This is a genomic window from Gemmobacter nectariphilus DSM 15620 (genome assembly GCF_000429765.1).
Taxonomy (GTDB): Bacteria; Pseudomonadota; Alphaproteobacteria; order Rhodobacterales; family Rhodobacteraceae; genus Wagnerdoeblera; species Wagnerdoeblera nectariphila.
Genome location: NZ_AUCM01000004.1, coordinates 25,471 through 43,213, shown reverse-complemented (window position 1 = coordinate 43,213; position 17,743 = coordinate 25,471). Strand labels below are relative to the sequence as shown.

Sequence of the window (17,743 nt, the reverse complement as noted above, 5' to 3'; positions counted from 1 at the left end):
CATGCGGACATTCGGCAAATGGCTTGGACGGGCGCTGCTGGTTATCGCGCTGATCGCGGCGGCGCTGTGGGTCTGGCCGCGTGACAGCCATATCACGCCGCCCAGCTTCGACGCAGCCGCGCTGCCCGCCGATCTGGATGGCTGGCTGGCCGCGCGGGAATCGGTCTTCACCGATATCGTGCCCGGCACGCAGAAGCGGGTGATCTGGCAGGGCGCACCGGGCGTTCGGACCCCGCTGTCGGTCATCTATATCCACGGCTTTTCCGCCAGTTCCGAGGAAATCCGCCCTGTCCCCGACATGGTGGCCGAGGCGCTTGGGGCCAATCTCTATTTCACCCGTCTGGCCGGGCACGGCCGCCCCGGCGCCGCGATGGCCGAGGCAAGCGCCGATGACTGGATGACCGATCTGGCCGAGGCACTGGCCATCGGTGCGCGGATCGGGGACCGGGTGGTGGTGATTGCCACCTCGACCGGCGCCTCGGTCGTGCTGGCCGGGCTGGCAACGCCCGAGCTGCGCGCCGCGATGCCGGCGGCGGACAAGGTGGCGGGTGTCGCGATGATCTCGCCCAACCTGCGGCTGGCCTCGATGCTCAACAACTGGGTGCTGGACCTGCCAGGGGCCGATCGCTTTGTCCCCGCGCTGATCGGGGCAGAACAGGAATGGCCCGCCCGCAACCCCGATCACGCCCGCTATTGGGCGCTGCGCTATCCGACAGCCGCGCTGTTTCCCATGACCAAGGCCATGCGCGCCGCGCGCGCGGCCGATCCCGGCCAGGTCACGGTCCCGCTGCTGGTCCTGACCTCGTCCGACGATATGGTCGTCAGTCCCGCCGCCACCGATGCCATGGCCGCGCACTGGGGCGGCCCGGTTGAACGCGAGGCCTGGCCCCTGCGCCCCGGCATGGATTTCGAGGCACATGTGATCGCGGGCGATATCCGCTCGCCCGGCATGACCAAGGCAGCGGCAGACCGGATCCTCCGCTGGGCAGGCGGGCTTTGACCCCCATTTCGCCTTGATCCAAATATCCCCGCCGGAGGCATCCGCCGCCAGCCAAAGGCGCAAACGAAAAGGGCGGGGAAAGCCCCCGCCCCCTTGCACATTGTCAGAACCGGCTTACACCGCCTGCAGCTTGGCGCCCTTTTTCGGCACGCCGGAATTGGCGTCGATGAAGTTCAGCACCAGCGGGCGGATGTTGTTGCGCCAGCTCTTGCCGGCAAAGATGCCATAGTGGCCTGCGCCCGGCTCCAGATGCTGGGCCTTTTTCTCGGCCGGCAGTCCGGTGCACAGGTTCAGCGCCGCAACGCATTGGCCAGGGGCGGAGATGTCGTCATTCGCGCCTTCCACCGTCATCACCGCGACCGAGGTGATCGCCCCGATATCCACCTTCTTGCCATCGACGACGAATTCGTTGCGGGCGATTTCAAGGTTCTTGAAAATCCGCTCGACCGTCGAGAGGTAGAATTCCGCCGTCATGTCCATGACTGCAAGATATTCGTCATAGAAGACGTTGTGCTTGTCGTGCTCGCTGTCCTCACCCTTGGAGGCGGCAAGGATCTTTTCCTGAAACGCCTTGGAATGGGTCTCGAGGTTCATCGAGATGAACCCGGCCAGCTGCAACAGACCCGGATAGACCAGACGCCCGGCGCCGGCATATTTGAACCCGACGCGCTGGATGGCCAGATGTTCCAGCTGGCCCATCGTCACGCGGCGGCCAAAGTCGGTCACCTCGGTATCCGCCGCATCCGGGTCGATCGGCCCGCCGATCAGGATCAGGCTGCGCGGCTGGGCGTCGGGGTCTTCGGCCGCCAGATAGGCGGTCGCGGCCAGGGTCAGCGGCGCCGGCTGGCAGATCGCGACAACATGGGTGTCCGGGCCAAGATGGCGCAGGAAGTCGACCAGATAGAGGGTATAATCCTCGATATCAAACTTGCCGGCCGACACGGGAATATCGCGGGCATTGTTCCAGTCGGTCACATAGACGTCACAGTCAGGCAGTAGCGATACAACCGTAGAGCGAACAAGGGTCGCATAATGGCCGGACATCGGCGCGACGATCAGAACCTTGCGGGTGCGCGGCGCCTGGCCCAGCACCTTGAAGTGGATCAGGTCGCCGAACGGGCGCGGCACCACGGTTTCCACCTCGACCAGGTGGTCGCGGCCATCGTCGCCCACGATCGAGCGGATGCCCCAGTCGGGCTTGATGACCATGCGGGCAAAGCTGCGTTCGGTGACGCGGCCCCAGGCCGACAGCATCTTGAACATCGGGCTCGGCGCCAGACCCCACACCGGGTAGGACGCGAAGGCGCGCGCAGTCGCACCAAGCCACTCGTTGGTGTTTCGAGTGGCTTCCATCAAGTCATACGTGTGCATATACTTCATGTTGTCTCCTTGCGCGGGGGAGGAGCCCCGGCATCTCCGTCGCTTCCCCCCCAGTCAGGCGACGCTATGCTGCACAGGCAAAATAGGGGGGAAAAGTTCACATGGCAACTGACGAGTGCGTACCCGCAGCCCTGTCCGAAAGGATGCAGACCAATCTGCAGCGGATCGAACAGCTGTCTCAACGTCTGATTGCGGCGCTCGCGCGGAAGTCGTCCAGCGACCCAGCGCTCGACGGGCCGGACCCGGAACTTTACATGCAGACGGCCGCCGCCTGGATGCACGATACCATGAAGAACCCCGCCAAGGTGGTCGAACAGCAGGTTGCCTGGTGGGGCAAGACGCTGAAACACTACGTCGAGGCGCAGCATGTGCTGACCCAGGGCAAGCTGTCCGCCCCCCCCGATCCGGGCCCCAAGGATCGCCGGTTCGCCAACCCCCTTTGGGACACCCACCCCTATTTCAACTTCCTCAAGCAGCAATACCTGACCAACGCCCAGGCGCTGAAGGATGCCGTTGCCGCCATCGAGACGCTGAACCCCAACGACCGGCACCGGGTGGAATACTTCACCCGCCAGATCACCGACATGATGTCGCCGACCAACTTCCTTGGCACCAACCCCGATGCGCTGGAAAAGGCGGTGGCAACCGAAGGCGAATCGCTGGTGCGCGGGCTGGAAAACCTTGTCCGCGACATCGAGGCCAACAATGGCGAGATGCTGGTCACGCTGTCCGACCCCGAAGCGTTCCGGGTGGGCGACAATATCGGCGCAACGCCCGGACAGGTGGTGTTCCGCAACCGGATCCTCGAGCTGATCCAGTTCACGCCGACCACCGACAAGGTCCACCGCACGCCCTTGCTGATCTTTCCGCCCTGGATCAACAAGTTCTACATCATGGATCTCAAGCCGCAGAACAGCCTGATCAAGTGGATCGTCGATCAGGGCTTCACGCTGTTCGTGGTCAGCTGGAAGAACCCCGATGCCTCGTATGCCGACTTCGGCATGGATGACTATATCCGCGAAGGTTACCTGGAGGCGATCGACGCGGTGAAGGCGATCACCGCCGAGGACAAGATCAACGTCGTCGGCTATTGCATCGCGGGCACCACGCTCAGCCTGACGCTGGCGATGATGGCCAAGCGCGGCGATCCCTCGATCAAGTCGGCGACCTTCTTCACCATGCTGTCGGATTTCTCGGACCAGGGCGAATTCGCGCCCTTCCTGACCGATGATTTCGTCGACGGGATCGAACGCGATTGCAAGGCCAAGGGCATCCTTGCCTCGCAGATCATGGCGCGCACCTTCAGCTTTCTGCGATCGAACGATCTGATCTATCAGCCGGCCATTCGCAGCTACATGATGGGGGAACGGCCGCCCGCCTTTGACCTTCTGTTCTGGAACGGCGACAGCACGAACCTGCCCTCGCGCATGGCCATCGAATATCTGCGCTGGCTGTGCCAGGAGGACCGCTTTGCCAAGGGCACCTATCAGGTGGACGGGATGGCGGTCTCGCCTGCCGACATCAAACTGCCGATCTGTGCCATCGGCTGCGAGACCGACCACATCGCCGCCTGGAAGGCCAGCTTCAACGGGCTGCGCCGCTTCGGGTCCAAGGACAAGACCTTCATCATGTCCGAGTCGGGCCATATCGCGGGGATCATCAACCCGCCGGGCAAGGACAAGTATGGTCATTACACCAACGATGCCCCGATGTCCGGCCTGACCCCTGACGAATGGCTGAAGGGGGCGACCTATACCAAGGGATCCTGGTGGCCGCGCTGGGGCCAGTGGTTGGCCAAGCGGTCGGGCACCATGGTCGCCGCCCGCGTTCCGGGCAGCGTCGAGGGCTACCCCGCCCTGTGCCCCGCGCCCGGCACCTATGTGCTGCGCGACTCGGCCTGAGATCCGATGGCTGGGCCCCGGCCCGGCCGTCAGTCTTTCAGCCCTGGATCCGTCGGTGAAGATGCGGCCGTGAACCTGTGGGCGGCCTTGATTGCTGCATTGCAGCATCGACCATCCCTTCAGGATTACTTGGGATTTCGGCCCAAGGGCCAAAAGGTTTCCGCAAGGTAAATCTTCTGCAACGCAGCATCGAAACTCTTGCAATGCTGCGCTGCAGCATGTATATGGTGTGTCAGCGCAGAACAGCGACACACCGATTACACCCCCTGACCGCAGCAAGGAGTTGCTCAGATGGCCAAGACCAACGATTTCACAAAGACCTTCCAGGACATGCTGGCTTCGTTCCCGGTTGACACCGGCGCTTTCCAGGAAGCCTTCAAGACCCAGGCCGCCCTGGCCGAGAAAATGTCGAAAGTCGCTCTGGAAGCGGCCGAAAAGTCGACCGAAATCACCGCCAAGTGGACCAAGGACACCATCGCCAAGATGAGCGAGATGACCAAGGCCAAGACCGAAGCCGCCGATTACGGCAAGGCCGCGTCCGATTTCGCCTCGTCGGCTGCTGAAATGGCTGCCGAGAACATGGCCGCCTTCGCCGAAGTCGCCAAGAAAGTTCAGATGGAAACCGTCGAACTAATGCTGGCCGCCGGCAAGGACATCCAGGAAGATGCGACCGCCGCGGTGAAAAAAGCCACCGCCGACGTGACCACGGCCGCCAAGAAAGCGACCGCCGCCGCGAAATAAGGCGGGGCGAACCTGTCCGGTTCTCCCCCATTCCTCCCCTCCCCTCCCAAGCGGGGGCAGGACCGGACGCAAGGCGGGCCTTTCAGGCCCGCCTTTGTCATTGCTGCATACGCTTGCATTTTTTCTGCAGCGGCATAGGCTCGGCACATATATGAAAAACGGGGAGGGAGCCCATGGCCGATACCGACAAGCCGCTCTTGATCAAGCGCTATGCGAGCCGTCGGCTCTACAACACCGAAACCAGCGACTATGTCACGCTGGAAGATATTGCCGGTTTCATCCGTGCAGGGCGCGAGGTCAGCATCGTCGATCTGAAATCGGGTGACGACCTGACGCGGCAATACCTGCTGCAGATCATCGCGGAACATGAATCCAAGGGCGACTCGGTCCTGCCGATCAACGTGCTGACCGACCTGGTGCGCAGCTACACGACCGAAGTGCAAAGCGTGGTGCCGCAGTTCCTTGCCGCCAGCTTCGAGATGCTGCGCGAAGGTCAGTCGAAGATGTTCGAGAACATGGGCGCCTTCCAGAACCCGATGTCGGCCATGCCCGGCTTCGAGGCGATGCAGCGCCAGCAAGAGGCGTTCATGAAGATGATGGGCGGCTGGCGCCCTGGCAGCTCTGGCCCCGAACGCGACGAGGGCGAGGAAGGCAGCGCCAAGGAAGAATTGGCCGACATCAAGAAACAGCTCGCCGCGCTTCAGGCAAAGCTGTCCAAGCTTTGATCCGGCCATCGGCTGGCTTGACCGGGGAAGAGGGGGCTTTCTGCCCCCTCTTGGCCTGACGGCCAATTCACCCCCGAGGATATTTGGATCAAGGCGAAAGATGCCTGCGGGATCGCTTCGCGGCATGGCCATGGCGCCCCCCCCTGACAAGACGCTTTGGCAGCATCCCCAAGGGCCGTCACTTGCCCATGTTTCACCTTCCCCAAACACCCCCGCCGGAGGCAACCGACGGCAGCCGCACAAGGTGACGCCGGGCCATATTGCCCCGCCGCGCCAGCGGCGCCCGGCCCAAAGGAAGGGCCGCGCCTGCGCGGCACCGCCCTGCGGGAGCGCCCGGTCAGGCCGCCCGCGCCTCGTCGGCCGCCGCGATCAGCGCCTCGGCCAGAAAGTCGATCTCGGTGGCGGTCAGGCGGGCCGGCAACCGCAGATCGCAGGTGCGCATCAGCATGGCCCGTGTCTTGGGCAGATCCGGCGTCTCGCCCAGAAACTGCCAGTTCCAGAACGCGCGGGCATTGTCAGGCGACAGGCCAAAGACATGCGCTGCGGCCCCGCGCCGCTTCGAGGCGGCCTCGAACTTGCGGGCCTGATCGTCGGACCATTCCCCCGTCAGGCGGAACTGGATGGAATCCGGTGCTCGCTCTTCGGGCGGCAGGGCGGACGGCACGGCGAAATGCCCGGTCGCGTTCAACCGTTCGGCCATGCGGTCATGGTTCGTGCGGCCTTGCTGGACGCGCCGCGCCACCTCGGGCAACTGCGGGCGGATCACCGCGGCCGACAGGTTCTGCATCCGCATGTTGTAAAGCGGCAGGCGGTTTTGCCAGTGATGATAGCTGTTCTGCAGCCCCGGATGCTTTTTCCAGTTATATTCGTAGGCGCCTGACATGATCACCGCCCGCGCCGCGATTTCGGGATCGTCGGTGATGAACATCCCGCCTTCGCCCGCATTCACCAGCTTGTAGGACTGAAAGCTGAAGGCGCCGATCTTGCCGATGGTTCCGATGTTGCGGCCATGCCAGGTAGTGCCCAGCGAATGCGCCGCATCCTCGATCACCGGAATGCCGCGCGGCTCGCACAGTGCCATGATCGCATCCATGTCCGAGGTATGGCCGCGCATGTGGCTGATCATCACCGCCGCCGCGCCGTCGAGTTTCGCCTCGAAATCCGCCATGTCGATGCGCAGGCTGTCATCCACCTCGACCAGCACCGGCGTGCAGTCCGCATGCAGGACCGCCGAGGGGACCGCCGCGAAGGTGAAGGCCGGCACCAGCACCCTCGCCCCGCGCGGCAGGTCCAGTGCCTTCAGCGCCAGGAACAGCGCCGCCGAACAGGACGAGACCGCCAGCGCATAGCGCACCCCCATCAACTCGGCGAATTCCGCCTCCAGCCGCGCCACCGGGGCGCCTTCGGGGGCCGTGTAGCGGAACAGATCGCCCGAGGCGAGCAGACGCTCGATATCCGCCATCGCGGCGGCGGGAATCGGTTCGGCGTCATAAAGGTTCGGCGCCTGCGGCACGAGATCGGCGGACATGGTGCATTCCTGCTCGGCGGCCATATGGCCCTTCGGGTGAAGCGATATACGTTGAGCCGGGGATTTTCCAGCACTGCCTTGCATGCAGGCGGTCAGATGCCCAGCCGATCGCGCAAGGCGAACCAGGTCATGGCCAGCACCAGCACCGGATGGCGCAGCAAGGTGCCTCCCGGAAAACGCGGCGTGGGCAGGCGGGCCATCACGTCGAACCGCGCCGTCTGCCCGATGATCGCCTCGGCCATGATCTGTCCGGCCATCGTGGCCAGCGCCACGCCATGCCCCGAATAGCCCGAGGCAGACAGCACATTCGGCTGCGGCCGCAGGAAACAGGGGTTGCGCGTCGGTGAAATGGCCAGCGTCCCGCCCCAGGCATGGTCGATCCGCGCCTCGGCCAACTGCGGATAGACCTTCAGCATCGGCTTGCGCACCGTTGCCACGATATCGGGAAAGCGCCAACCATAGCTTTCGCCGCCCCCGAACAACAGCCGGCCATCCGGGGTCTGGCGCCAGTAATTGACCACAAAGCGCGAATCGGCCACCGCCACCGGCTGCGACAATGGCGCATCCGCCCCCAGCGGCTCGGTCGCCACGATGAAATTGTTGATCGGCATCACCCGCGCCGCGACCTGCGGCTCCAGCCGGCCCAGATAGCCGTTGCAGCCCAGGATCACATGGTCGGCCACCACCTGCCCGGTCTGCGCCCGAACCGTCGCGGGCTGGCCCGGCTCCAGCGCCAGAACCTCGGTCCGCTCCAGAATGGTGGCGCCCGCCGCCTCGGCCGCCACCGCCAGCCCCAGCGCAAGGTTCAGCGGATGCACATGTGCTGCGCCCTGGTCCAGCTCGCCCCCGACATAGGCCCGCGTGCCCAGAAGTTCCGCCGTCTCGCTCCCGTCCAGCGGCACGATCTGCTCATAGCCATAGTCCCGCGCCAGACGGTCGGCATAGCGCCGCGCCGCCTCGACCTCGGACGGATGCAGGAAGGCATGCGCCACGCCCGGGCGCCAGTCGGTGCCCGGCATGTCGGCTGCCAGCCGCCTGACCAGCGCCTTGGCCTCCTCGGCAATCTGCCACAGATGGCGCGCATCCTCGCGCCCCAGCCGCGCCTCGATCCAGTCCTGATCCAGCCGCTGGCCCGACCCCACCTGCCCGCCATTGCGCCCCGAGGCCCCCCAGCCCGCGCGATGCGCCTCCAGCACGACAACGCGCAAGCCGCGCTGCGCCAGATGCAGCGCCGCCGAAAGGCCGGTATAGCCTGCCCCCACCACGCAGACATCGGCCCGCACCGTGCCGCGCAATGGTGGACGCTCCGCCGCTCCGACGGCCGTCGCCGCATACCACGAAGGCGGATATTCCCCGCGGCGGTCATTGGCATAAAGCAGGTTCATCAACAGCTCCCCCAGTCTGCTGCCAGTTCTACCCGCTTGCCCCGCTGCGGGAAATCCCCGGCACAGCCATGGCGGGCTGCGCCAACCGCCAGGACCGGCGCCCCCCATCACCTTCCCCAAATACCCCCGCCGGAGGCATCCGCCACCAACCACCAGACCCGGCGCCATGTCAAAAGCGCACGCCGCGCCAGCGGCGCCCGGCCCAAGGCCCTTTGCCGGCCCGTCAGGGCCGGTGAAGGGGTGCGGGAGCCCCCCTTGCCCGCCCCCCGTCCCCGGGTCTACCATGGGGCATTGGTCATCCGAGAGTTCCATGCTGATCGGCATCTTGCAAACCGGCCACGCGCCCGAATCCCTGGTCGCGCAGTCCGGCACCTATCCTGACATGTTCCGCAAGCTGCTCGCGGATCAGGGCTTCACCTTCCGCGACTATGCGGTCGTCGACATGCAGTTCCCTGCCGATGTGCATGACTGCGACGGCTGGCTGCTGACCGGCTCGCGCCATGGCGCCTATGAGGATCACCCCTTCATCCGCCCACTCGAAGAGTTCATCCGCAAGGCCTACGCCGAACATGTGCCGATGGTGGGCATCTGCTTTGGCCACCAGATCATCGCCCAGGCCCTTGGCGGCACGGTGGAGAAATTCGCCGGCGGCTGGTCGGTCGGCCCGCAGGACTACGATTTCGGCGGCCAGAAGGTCCGCCTGAACGCCTGGCACCAGGATCAGGTGACCAAGGCCCCGCCTGGCGCCCAGGTGGCGGCAACCAGTCCCTTTTGCACCAATGCCGCGCTGGTCTATGATGATCGCGCCTTTACCGTGCAGGCGCACCCCGAATTCTCCAGCAGCTTCCTGCAGGGGCTGATGGAAAAGCGCGGCCCCGGCATCGTGCCAGAGGCGCTGCTGCAAGACGCCCGCACCCGCCTTGACGAGCCGCTTGACGACAAGACCATTGCCGCGCGCATCGCCGCCTTCTTCAAGGCGCCGCGCAGTCAGAACAGGTGACCCCATGTCCAGTGGATGGACCGAAAAACTGCCCGAAGCCGCCCGCGACTATCTGTCGGGCCGCCGCCTCGACGAGGTGGAATGCATCGTCCCCGACATCGCCGGTGTCGCCCGCGGCAAGGCGATGCCCGCCTTCAAGTTCGAGCATCAGAAAAGCTTCTTCCTGCCGACCTCGATCTTCCTCCAGACGATCACCGGCGAATGGGCCGATGCGCCCAAGGGCGAGGATGAATACAAGGAACCGGACATGACGCTGGTTCCCGATTTCACCACGGCGACCGCCGCACCCTGGACCGCCGACATCACGCTGCAGATCATCCATGACGCGCTGGACCAGCGCGGCGATCCGGTGCCGACCGCCCCGCGCAATGTGCTCAAGCGTGTGCTGGCGCTCTATGCGGCCGAAGGCTGGCGCCCGGTGGTTGCGCCCGAGATGGAATTCTTCTTCGTCGCGCCGAACCTTGACCCCAACATGCCGGTCATGCCGCCGATGGGCCGATCCGGCCGCCGCGCCGCCGCCAAACAGGCCTATTCCATGAGCGCGGTCGACGAATACGGCAAGGTGATCGACGACATCTACGATTTCGCCGAGGCCATGGGCCTCGAGATCGACGGCATCTTGCAGGAAGGCGGCGCGGGTCAGGTGGAAATCAACCTCGCGCATGGCAATCCGGTCGATCTGGCCGACCATATCTTCTATTTCAAGCGGATGATCCGCGAGGCCGCCTTGCGCCATGACTGTTTCGCCACCTTCATGGCCAAACCCATCGAGGGCGAGCCTGGCAGCGCCATGCATATCCACCATTCGGTGGTGGATATTGCGACGGGCCGGAACATCTTTTCCGACGAACAGGGGCGCGAGACGCCTGCCTTCATGCATTTCATCTCAGGGATGCAGCGGCACCTGCCGGCCGGGGTGGCGCTGCTGGCGCCCTATGTGAACAGCTACCGCCGCTATGTCCCGGATTTCGCGGCGCCCATCAATCTGGAATGGGGCCGCGACAACCGCACCACCGGCTTGCGCGTGCCGATTTCCGGCCCCGAGGCGCGGCGCGTGGAAAACCGCCTGGCGGGCATGGATTGCAACCCCTATCTTGGAATCGCCGCCAGCCTGGCCTGCGGCTATCTGGGGCTGAAAGAGGCGCAGATGCCGCGCCCGGAATGCACCGTCAACGCCTATATGGGCGAGGACGAGCTGCCGCTGAACCTGTCCGATGCCATCGACCTGCTGGAAGAGGACGAGGCGCTGGTCGAGGTGCTGGGGCCGGATTTCGTCGCGCTTTATGCCTCGGTCAAGCGGCACGAATACAAGGAGTTCCAGCAGGTCATCAGCCCTTGGGAGCGGGAGCATCTGTTGCTGAACGTCTGAGCCCTGTGACGAGCCTTGGAAGCGGGGGCCAGCCCCCGCACCCCCGGGATATTTTTGGACAGATGAAGGGGCAGCCGGTCGCGCCCTGCTCAGCGGATCAGGATGGCCCGGAAGTCGTTGACATTGGTGCCGGTGGGTCCGGGCGCGAACAGATCGCCCAGGGCATCAAAGGCCGTCCAAGCATCGTTGTTCGCCAGCAGTGCCGCCGGGTCGCGGCCCGTGGCGCGCAGGCGGGCCATGCTGGTGCCGGTCGCAAAGGCGCCAGCGTTCTGTTCCGATCCGTCGATCCCGTCGGTATCTGCTGCCAGCGCCGCAAAGGGCGTGCCCTCGGCCGCCAGGGCCAGCGCGAGCAGGAATTCGCTGTTCCGCCCGCCCTTGCCTGTGCCGCGCAAGGTGACGGTGGTTTCGCCGCCCGACAGGATCACCACGGGGCGGGCAAAGGGGCGGTTGCGGCTGGCAACCTCGCGCGCGATGGCGGCATGGACGCGGGCGACCTCGCGCGCCTCGCCCTCGATGGCATCCGAGAGGATCGCGGCGGGGATGCCAAGGCCTTGGGCCCGTGCGGCGGCGGCCTCGAGCGACAGGCGGGCCGAGGCGATGACCTGAACGGTATGCCGCACAAAGACCGGGTCGGCCGGATCCGGCGCCGGGCCAGCATCGCCCGCCAGCCATTCGGCGATCCTGGGGGGAAGCTGGATGCGCCAGTTGGCCACCAGACGACGGGCCATCGCGCGGCTGGTCGCATCGGGGACCGTGGGGCCTGACGCCACTTGGGCCGGATCGTCGCCCGGCACGTCCGAGACCACCAGCGTTGCGACCCGCGCCGGGGCCGCGGCCCGCGCCAGCCGCCCGCCCTTGATGCCCGAGACCTGCTTGCGGATCGCGTTCATCACCGAGATCGGCGCGCCCGAGGCGAGCAGCGCGCGGTTCAGCGCTGCCTCGTCCTCGAGCGTCAGATTGCCGGGCGGCATCGGGAGCAGCGCCGAGCCGCCACCGCAGACCAGCGCCACGACCAGATCGTCGGGGCCAAGTCCTTGCACCGCCTGCATCAGCGCAGCCGAGGCCGCCAGCCCGGCCGCATCGGGCACCGGATGCGCGGCTTCGAGCACGCGAATGGATCGGGTCGGGCAGCCATAGCCATAACGGGTGACGACCACGCCCGAGAGGGGGCCATCCCAGAGCGTCTCGAAGGCGGCGGCAAGCTGGGCCGCGCCCTTGCCGGCGCCCACGACGACCGTGCGCCCCTTGGGCCGTTCCGGCAGATGTGCGGCAAGCGCCTGCATCGGGTTTGCGGCAGCGACGGCGGCGTCGAAGAGGGCGGTCAGAAAGGTGCGGTCGGTCTGGTCCATGGCGGGAACCATAGCGCCAAACCAGGCCGTGGCCAGACGATTCCGGCCCGAAACCGCATCGGTGTCATGGCCAGCGTGCCCCTGGGCAGAGGGGGCCTCGGCCCCCTCCTGGCCTGACGGCCAAGTCACCCCCGAGGGGGCGAAAGGGGCCGGCCGCCGTGTCAGCGACCGGCAGCCGGTGCTAGAACCAGTCGCTGTCCGGGTCGGGGTCCGGGATCGCCGCCAGCAGCTCGCGGGTATAGTCGGCCTGCGGATCGGCAAAGACCCGATCGCAGGGGCCATCCTCGACGATCTGGCCCTGATAGAGCACGATCACCCGGTCACAGAGCCGCCGGATCACCGACAGATCGTGGCTGATGAAGGCCAGCGTCAGCCCCAGATCGCGCACCCGGTCCTTGAGGATCGCCAGCACCTGCGCCTGGCTGGACACATCGAGGCCCGAGACGATTTCATCTGCCAGGATGAAATCGGGGCGCAGCGCGATGGCACGGGCGATGCCGACCCGCTGCCGTTGCCCGCCCGACAGCTCGTGCGGATAGCGCGCCGCAAAGCCGCGCGGCAGGCCGACCTCGTCGAGCGCCCGCAAGGCGGCCTCGCGCGGGCCTTCCACCCCGTGCAGCATCAGCGGCGCGGCGATGATCTGCCCGACGCGGTGGCGCGGGTTCAAGGACGACATCGGATCTTGAAAGATCATCTGGATCCGCCGCCGATAGGGGCGCAGCGCGCTTTCCGGCAGATGGGTGATGTCGGTGCCTTCGAACAGCACCCGCCCCTCCGAGGGTTCGAGCAGCCGCAGCAGCGCCCGGCCCAGCGTCGACTTGCCAGACCCCGAACCGCCGACGATGCCGACGATTTCGCCGCGCGCGATGCGGAAGGTCAGGCCCTTGAGGATCTCGTGCCGGGGCGCCGCGCCGAACAGCGGTTTTCGCGCCATGTCGGCCAGCGACAGCCGCAGGCCCTGAACGTCATAGATGTCAGCCATTGCGCCAGTTCCTGTCTGCTGCGGCCACCTCGGCCCGAACCGCCTGGATGATGTCATCCGGCACCGGGTTGAGGCTGGCGGCGGGATCATCGTGCCGGGGCGTCGCGGCCAGCAGCGCCCGGCTGTAGGGATGCGCCGGCGCCCGGAAGAAGCCATGCACATCGGTCTGTTCCACCACCAGACCACCATACAACACGGTCATCTTCTGGCAGATCTTGGCCACCACCCCCAGATCGTGGGTGACGAACAACAGCGCCGTGCCATGCCGGGCCTGCATGTCGCGGATCAGCCGCAGGATCTGTTTTTGCACCGTCACGTCCAGCGCCGTGGTGGGTTCATCCGCCACGATCAGCTTGGGTTCGGCCGCAAAGGCCGATGCGATCAGGATGCGCTGGCGCATCCCGCCCGACAGCTCGTGCGGATAGGATCGCAGCACACGGTCAGGGTCGGCGATATGCACCTCGGCCAGAATCTCGCGCGCGCGGTCATTGGCGCGGGCGCGATCCCAGCCCAGAATATCGACCAGCCGGTCGGTGATCTGCGGGGCGATCCGGCGACTGGGGTTCAGCGCGGTCAGCGGATCTTGCGGGATCAGCGCGGCCTTGGCCCCGATCCGCTGGCGCCGCACCTTGGGCGGCAGCGCCAGCAGGTTCTCGCCGTCCAGTTCGATCACGCCATCGACCACGCCGGCCGAACGCGGCAAGATCCCCAGGATCGCCTTGCCGATCATCGACTTGCCGGCACCGCTTTCGCCCACCAGCCCCATGACCTCGCCCGCGCCCACATTCAGCGACACGCCGCGCAGCAGCCGGTCGCCCGAGCCCTTGAGATCGACGCACAGGTTTTCAACGCGCAGAAAGCTCATCTCAGCACCGGATCAAAGCGGTCCTTGAGCCCTTCGCCCAGCTGGGAAAAGGACAGGACGGTCAGGAACAGGGCGATCAGCGGGAAGACCAGCACCCACCACGCCTGATGGATCGAGGTGCGCCCTTCGGCGATCATGCTGCCCCAGGTCGGGCTGTCGGTGGAAATCGACAGGTTCACAAAGGACAGGATCGCCTCGACGATCACGGCGATGCCCATCTCCAGCGTCAGCAGCACGACGATCGTGGGCAGCACATTGGGCAGGATCTCGACGATCATGGTGGAAAACCGCCCCCGCCCGGCGACCTGGGCCGAGGCAACATAGTCCATCGCCCCCTGCCCCATTGCCTCGGCCCGCACGACGCGGGCAAAGCGCGTCCAGTCGATCACCACGATGGCAATGATGATCGAGGTCAGCCCCGGCCCCATCACCGCGATCAGCAGGATGGAAAACAGCACCGGCGGAAACGCCATCCAGATGTCGATGAACCGCGAGATCAGCACATCGACCCAGCCGCGATAGAACCCTGCCAGCAGCCCCAGCAGCGCGCCCAGCGCGGCCGTTGCCACCCCGGCGACCAGCGCCACCGCAAAGGCCACCCGCCCGCCATGCAGGATGCGGCTAAGGACATCGCGCCCCAGACTGTCGGTGCCCAGCCAATACAGCGGGTCGGCCCCCTGCACCCAGATCGGCGGCATTCGACCTGCGAACAGATCCTGCGCCAGCGGATCATGCGGCGCGATCCAGGGCGCCAGCAGCGCCGCCCCCAGCGCCAGCACCAGCCAGCCGGCCGACAGCCACAACCTTGCGCCCGCGCGGCGCCGCGTCTTGCCGCGTCCGTCAAGCATGGCGCAACCTCGGGTTCAATACGGTATACAGCAGATCGACGATCAGATTGACGCCGGTGAAGATGACCGCGAACAGGATCACGATGCCCTGGATCAGCGGCAGATCGCGGTTGATCACCGCGTCGATGGCCATGTTGCCAAGCCCCTCATAGGAAAACAGCCGCTCGATGATCACCGTGCCGCCGATCAGGAAGGTGAACTGCACGCCCACCAGCGTCAGCGTCGGCAAGATCGCATTGGGCAGCGCCTCACGGGTGATCACATGGTTCTCGCCATAGCCCTTGGTGCGGCTGAGCGTGACGTAATCGAGGTGCATGGTTTCCTTGAGGCTCTGCTTGAGCAGCTGCGCGATGATCGCCGCCAGCGGAAAGGCCAGCGCCAGCGCGGGCATGAACATGTGGCTGACGATGTCGGCCCACAGGTCGAACCGCAGCCGCAGCACGCTTTCGAACAGATAGAAGTTCGTGGTGAACGGCAGCTCCAGACTGGGCGAGACCCGGCCCGAGATATGAAAGACCGGCCACAGAACCCCGAAGAACAGGATCAGCACCAGGCCCCACAGGAAATCGGGCACCGACAGCGCCATCCCGTTGCCCACGTCGATCGCCGCCTCGGCCTTGGATCCGCGCCAGCGCGTCCCGGCCAGCGCCAGCGCGCCGCCCCAGATCACCGCGATGACCAGCGCCATCACCGACAGCTCCAGCGTGGCCGGCAGACGGCCCAGCACCAGCCCCAGCACCGGCTGGCGCATGGTGATCGAGGTGCCGAAATCGCCATGCAGCACGCCCCCCAGCCAGATGAAGAACTGCTCGGCAATCGACTTGTCGAGCCCGTACAGCGCCTTGAGCCGCTGGATATCCTCTGGCGTTGCCATCGGCGGCAACATCATTGCAATCGGATCACCGGGCACCACCCGGATCACCACGAAGACGATCACCGCCACGCCAAACAGCGTGACCAGCGTGGTCGCCAGCCGCATCAGTGTTCTTTGCAACACCTGAAATGCCCCTCGAAAGCCGAAAACCGCGCGCCAAGGCACCGCTTTCGGACTTCATCTGTCGAAAAATATCCTGCGGGGGGTCCGGGGGGCGCAAAGCCCCCCGGCGCCATCCGCCCGGGCGACGGCCTGTCAGGCGCGCTTCATCAGCTGCGGCAGCAGCGCACCCGAGGCATGCGGCACCACGACAACGCGGGCATCATGCAAGATCGGCTGGACATATTGCAGCAGCGGCAGCACCAGCGCATGTTCGGCGATATAGCGGTCCACCGCCTTCCAGCCCGCAATGGCCTTGGCCGGGTCGGTCTCGCCCCAGAGCGGGTTGATCATGTCGATCAGATCCTGCCCGTCCCAGACCGAGTTCGGCGAGGGCCCATACATCGCATGGCCGGTCGAGGTAACCGGATCGCCGATCGAGTTGCCCCAGTTGTAAAAGGCGGCGGGGGCCAGCTGGTCGGCGGCGCGCAGCTCAAAGTGCTTGGCGATCTCGATCACCTCGATCTCGGCCTCGATCCCCACCCGGCGCCACAGGCCGACGATGGCCTGAACCATCTCGTAGTCCTTGGGCTTGAAGCCCTTGGTGGTCTGGATCTTGAACTTGACCGGGTTCGAGGTCGAATAGCCCGATTTCGCCAGCAGCTCCTTGGCCAGCTCGGGGTTGTATTCCACCTTGATCGACGGATCATAGGCGTCATAGTCCGGCGTTTGCAGCGTATCCAGCGGCACGCCATAGCCCGACAGCAGCCGGTTGATGATCGTCTGCTTGTCCACCGCGTGAACCGCGGCGCGGCGGACGTTTTCGTCCTTCATCACGTCGATGTCGTTGAAGAAGATCATGCCGATATCGGAAACCGGCTTGGCAACGCCGGCCAGGCCCGCCTTGGCCTTGAGCCGGTCGAATTCCTCGTAGGGCATTTCCAGCGTGACATGGCTGTTGCCCGATTCCACTTCGGCCACACGGCTGGCGGCATCGGTGACGAACTTGATCGTCACGGTCTCGAATTCCGGCTTCGGCCCCCAGTAATCGGCAAAGGCCTTGAGGCGGACAAAGGCGTTGCGTTCGTATTTCTCGACCATATAGGGGCCGGTGCCGATGGGCGCGGCCTCGAAGCCTTCGGCGCCGACCTTTTCGTAATAGGCCTTGGGCATCGGATAGCCGGTCAGGAAGTACATCCACTTGAACAGCGTGCCATCATAGGCCGCCGCATCGGCGGTCACGCGGTTGCCCTCAACCTTGAAGTTCGACAGGTTGGACCAGACGAACTGGATCGGGCTGCCGGTTTCCGGCTTGCCCAGACGCTCCAGGCTCCAGGCCACGTCCTCGGCGGTGAAGGGGCTGCCATCGTGCCATTTGACGCCCTCGCGCACCTCCATCCAGACCGACTTGAGATCGTCGGCCCAGCCATAGGCGGTCAGCAGGCCCGGCGATTGCGACAGGTCGGGGTTCTGGTGGAAATACTGGTCGAACACCGCCTGATAGAGGCCCTGAAGCGTCGGGTTCACCGCGCTGGGGCCGGTGGTCGGATCCCAGCTCGGCAGGTTGACGTTATAGGCAATGACCAGCTCGTTGATCGCCTGCGCCAGCACGGGGCGGGCAAAGGCAAGCGTCATGCTGGCGGCCGAAATCTGCAGCAGGCTGCGACGCGATAGTTTCATGGTGTTTCCCTGTTGGT

15 protein-coding genes are annotated in these 17,743 nt (G+C 65.6%); 6 read left to right on the top strand and 9 right to left on the bottom strand.

The window, feature by feature from the left end; genetic code table 11:
- The first annotated feature begins 1 nt into the window (after nt 1).
- On the top strand, nt 2-1,000 hold the full coding sequence (locus tag G481_RS0103250) for an alpha/beta hydrolase (protein WP_028028733.1): 999 nt from the start codon (nt 2-4) through the stop codon (nt 998-1,000).
- Nucleotides 1,001-1,114: 114 nt separating this feature from the next.
- Here G481_RS0103250 and phaZ read toward each other — a convergent pair whose 3' ends face one another.
- Nucleotides 1,115-2,380 (bottom strand): polyhydroxyalkanoate depolymerase, encoded by a 1,266-nt coding sequence (phaZ, locus tag G481_RS0103245; RefSeq protein WP_028028732.1) that lies wholly within the window; start codon nt 2,378-2,380, stop codon nt 1,115-1,117.
- 101 nt (nt 2,381-2,481) lie between these two features.
- Between phaZ and phaC the strand changes: the two genes are divergently transcribed.
- The 3 genes from phaC (at nt 2,482) to phaR (ending at nt 5,747) form a co-directional block, all read left to right on the top strand.
- Nucleotides 2,482-4,281: a class I poly(R)-hydroxyalkanoic acid synthase gene (gene phaC / locus G481_RS0103240; RefSeq protein WP_028028731.1), complete on the top strand. Its 1,800-nt coding sequence runs from the start codon at nt 2,482-2,484 to the stop codon at nt 4,279-4,281.
- Nucleotides 4,282-4,572: 291 nt separating this feature from the next.
- On the top strand, nt 4,573-5,022 hold the full coding sequence (locus tag G481_RS0103235; RefSeq protein ID WP_028028730.1) for a hypothetical protein: 450 nt from the start codon (nt 4,573-4,575) through the stop codon (nt 5,020-5,022).
- Between the two features lie 173 nt (nt 5,023-5,195).
- Nucleotides 5,196-5,747: a polyhydroxyalkanoate synthesis repressor PhaR gene (gene phaR / locus G481_RS0103230; protein ID WP_028028729.1), complete on the top strand. Its 552-nt coding sequence runs from the start codon at nt 5,196-5,198 to the stop codon at nt 5,745-5,747.
- A gap of 337 nt (nt 5,748-6,084) precedes the next feature.
- Here phaR and G481_RS0103225 read toward each other — a convergent pair whose 3' ends face one another.
- Complete coding sequence (locus tag G481_RS0103225) at nt 6,085-7,275, bottom strand: DegT/DnrJ/EryC1/StrS family aminotransferase (RefSeq protein WP_028028728.1); 1,191 nt, start codon at nt 7,273-7,275, stop codon at nt 6,085-6,087.
- Between the two features lie 92 nt (nt 7,276-7,367).
- The gene (locus tag G481_RS0103220; RefSeq protein ID WP_028028727.1) at nt 7,368-8,660 is read right to left on the bottom strand and encodes an NAD(P)/FAD-dependent oxidoreductase; all 1,293 of its coding nucleotides are present in this window, start codon (nt 8,658-8,660) and stop codon (nt 7,368-7,370) included.
- Between the two features lie 310 nt (nt 8,661-8,970).
- Here G481_RS0103220 and G481_RS0103215 point away from each other — a divergent pair, with 310 nt between their 5' ends.
- Together G481_RS0103215 and G481_RS0103210 are read left to right on the top strand one after the other, a co-directional pair.
- Nucleotides 8,971-9,660, top strand: coding sequence for a type 1 glutamine amidotransferase (locus G481_RS0103215; protein ID WP_028028726.1), 690 nt, complete (start codon nt 8,971-8,973; stop codon nt 9,658-9,660).
- A gap of 4 nt (nt 9,661-9,664) precedes the next feature.
- Nucleotides 9,665-11,029: a glutamine synthetase family protein gene (locus G481_RS0103210; RefSeq protein WP_028028725.1), complete on the top strand. Its 1,365-nt coding sequence runs from the start codon at nt 9,665-9,667 to the stop codon at nt 11,027-11,029.
- 89 nt (nt 11,030-11,118) lie between these two features.
- On the opposite strand, the gene G481_RS0103205 is transcribed toward G481_RS0103210, so the two are convergent.
- The 6 genes from G481_RS0103205 to G481_RS0103180 all read right to left on the bottom strand — a co-directional run bounded on the left by G481_RS0103205 (nt 11,119) and on the right by G481_RS0103180 (nt 17,726).
- Nucleotides 11,119-12,378: a glycerate kinase type-2 family protein gene (locus tag G481_RS0103205; protein ID WP_028028724.1), complete on the bottom strand. Its 1,260-nt coding sequence runs from the start codon at nt 12,376-12,378 to the stop codon at nt 11,119-11,121.
- A gap of 181 nt (nt 12,379-12,559) precedes the next feature.
- The gene (locus G481_RS0103200) at nt 12,560-13,360 is read right to left on the bottom strand and encodes an ATP-binding cassette domain-containing protein (protein ID WP_028028723.1); all 801 of its coding nucleotides are present in this window, start codon (nt 13,358-13,360) and stop codon (nt 12,560-12,562) included.
- Nucleotides 13,353-14,225 (bottom strand): ABC transporter ATP-binding protein, encoded by an 873-nt coding sequence (locus G481_RS0103195; RefSeq protein WP_028028722.1) that lies wholly within the window; start codon nt 14,223-14,225, stop codon nt 13,353-13,355. Before G481_RS0103195 ends, G481_RS0103200 begins: the two co-directional genes overlap by 8 nt.
- Entirely contained in the window at nt 14,222-15,073 is an 852-nt protein-coding gene (locus G481_RS0103190; protein ID WP_028028721.1) for an ABC transporter permease, read from the bottom strand. The genes G481_RS0103195 and G481_RS0103190 overlap by 4 nt, the downstream gene beginning before the upstream one ends.
- Nucleotides 15,066-16,052, bottom strand: coding sequence for an ABC transporter permease (locus G481_RS0103185; RefSeq protein WP_028028720.1), 987 nt, complete (start codon nt 16,050-16,052; stop codon nt 15,066-15,068). The genes G481_RS0103190 and G481_RS0103185 overlap by 8 nt, the downstream gene beginning before the upstream one ends.
- Nucleotides 16,053-16,202: 150 nt before the next feature.
- Nucleotides 16,203-17,726, bottom strand: a complete 1,524-nt coding sequence (locus tag G481_RS0103180; RefSeq protein WP_028028719.1) for an ABC transporter substrate-binding protein — start codon at nt 17,724-17,726, stop codon at nt 16,203-16,205.
- Nucleotides 17,727-17,743: the final 17 nt, after the last annotated feature.